The organism is Gammaproteobacteria bacterium (genome assembly GCA_003696665.1).
GTDB lineage: Bacteria > Pseudomonadota > Gammaproteobacteria > Enterobacterales.
On record RFGJ01000112.1, the window covers coordinates 1 to 1,213 of the forward strand.

Genomic DNA, 1,213 nt, shown 5'->3' on the forward strand with positions numbered 1-1,213 from the left:
AGTGTTTCCCTTATAAGGGAGGTTGGTAAACCAGCGCTCTTCAGGAACAGAGAAACCGATTTCATCCATCCTTGCCTTAAGCTTTGGGCGGAAAAATTCCGAAGAGTAGTGGGGTAAAAACCAATCAACATCTGAGGCCTTGAGATGGTGTTTGGCGGCGATTTTTCGCAATGCTTTATCAACGGCAACATTGATTATCTGAGCATTGAGGAGTTTGACATCCTGCTTTACCAACATGGTTTCAGTAAAGGCCAACTTTTTCAGGTCGGGATTTTCGCGCCAGCCACGCAAGCTTCCGTCTGCAAGCTTGTCGGCCCCCGCATACATGCAGGGCTCCAGTTCATGAGCGTACGAAAGCTGCTCAATCCATTCAATGCGCAACGAAAGATGACTCGGATTGGGGCGATCGCTGAGCAACGCCGCACCGGCACCGTCAGAAAGCATCCAACGGAGAAAATCCGCCTCAAATGACAAAACAGGCTGCTGCTCCAGCTGTTCGGCCTTACCAAGATCGATCCCACCACAAAAACGCGCGCGCATATAAGAGGATGCCAGTTCCGACCCGGTTGCAACCGCCCTTCTGCTTTGCCCACTGGCAACGCTCAACCAGGCATATTTCATTGCGCTCATTCCCGAACCACAAATGCCCGCGGCACTTAGAATTTCACAAGGAGCTCCGCCAAGCTCTCCATGAACCATTGAGGCGTGCCCCGGCATCAGCTGGTCAGGTGAAGACGTCCCGCAACAAAGACATTCAATCTGATCAGGTTCAAGGCCCTCTTCGGGCCTAAGCCGTCGGACGGCCTCAGCCGTCAGCTGGGCATTGCTGTGGGTTGTCGCACCTGTTTCTCGGTCAATGGCGTAATAGCGCTGCCGAATTCCATTATTCCGTAAAATAATGCGACGCGTTTTTGAGGGTAACTGGTAGACCCTCCCCAACAGCTCCTCCATTTCGTCATTACCAACTGGCTCGTTGGGGAGAAAACTGGCCAAAGCAGTGATATAAACCGGCTGATTCAATGTCTCAAATCCTTGCATGCTGGTGCCCTTCCTGCAAAAGGGCGGCATAACGTTGATAAAAAAGTTCTTCAGGGAGGTAGGTTGGCAATACAGCGTTTGTTAAGGTGTAATAATCGAGGTCGGTGACAACAATTTGCTCTGCCAACTCACTGTACAAACGTGTCCCAGGCAACGGAGTCATCACCGTGTACAT

Annotated in this window: 2 protein-coding genes; both read right to left on the bottom strand. The window is 51.3% G+C overall.

The window, feature by feature from the left end; translation table 11 throughout:
- Positions 1-1,038: hypothetical protein (locus tag D6694_03685; protein ID RMH46306.1), on the bottom strand; the 1,038-nt coding region annotated here is incomplete at its 3' end.
- The gene (locus tag D6694_03690; protein RMH46307.1) at positions 1,025-1,213 is read right to left on the bottom strand and encodes a hypothetical protein; all 189 of its coding nucleotides are present in this window, start codon (positions 1,211-1,213) and stop codon (positions 1,025-1,027) included. The genes D6694_03690 and D6694_03685, both read right to left, overlap by 14 nt.

Excerpts from the sequence above, each read along its gene's own strand:
- D6694_03690 (RMH46307.1), bottom strand. The coding sequence starts at position 1,213 with ATGTACACGGTGATGACTCCGTTGCCTGGGACACGTTTGTACAGTGAG.